The organism is Neisseria sp. WLZKY-1 (genome assembly GCF_046546535.1).
Classification (GTDB): domain Bacteria; phylum Pseudomonadota; class Gammaproteobacteria; order Burkholderiales; family Neisseriaceae; genus Neisseria.
Map to the genome: position 1 here is coordinate 1 of NZ_JBKGTW010000123.1, position 531 is coordinate 531.

At 54.2% G+C, this 531-nt stretch carries 1 protein-coding gene and 1 tRNA gene; one reads left to right on the forward strand and one right to left on the reverse strand.

Going from position 1 to position 531, the window contains the following annotated elements; genetic code table 11:
- Positions 1-162, forward strand: a 162-nt coding sequence (locus ACLD9W_RS12470; protein WP_148078583.1) for a transposase, incomplete at its 5' end; no start/stop codon positions are given.
- A 268-nt stretch (positions 163-430) separates the two neighbouring features.
- On the opposite strand, the gene ACLD9W_RS12475 is transcribed toward ACLD9W_RS12470, so the two are convergent.
- Positions 431-507: transfer RNA gene (locus ACLD9W_RS12475), tRNA-Asp, on the reverse strand.
- Between the last annotated feature and the right edge of the window lie 24 nt (positions 508-531).

A 531-nucleotide genomic window follows, 5' to 3' on the forward strand; every position in this document is an offset into this window, starting at 1 on the left:
TATGTGGTCGAACAGAGCTTCGGGACGCTGCACCGTAAATTCCGCTACGCCCGGGCAGCCTATTTCGGGCTGATTAAAGTGAGTGCGCAAAGCCATCTGAAGGCGATGTGTTTAAACCTGTTGAAAGCGGCTAACAGGCTAAGTGTGCCTGTTGCCGCCTAAAAGGCGGCCCGGATGCCTGATTATGGGGTGTCCGGGGAGAATTAAGGGGGTATTTGGGTAAAATTAGGCGCAATTAGGGGCGAAAACAGCCGAAAACCTGTGTTTGGGTTCCGGCTGTCGAAGGAAGGGCTTTTTTGCAAAGGTCTCGGCCTTGCCGTCCCCGACCTCGTCGGCCGCGCAGACAGCAGACAGAAAGACGGCCGGAAAACCCGGCCGCAAAATAAATCAAGAAAGGAAATATAAAATGAAGAAAGGAAAAACGAATATTTGGCGCGGCGGACGGGGCTCGAACCCGCGACCCCCGGCGTGACAGGCCGGTACTCTAACCAACTGAGCTACCACCGCGCATCACCGTCAATAAGACAATGA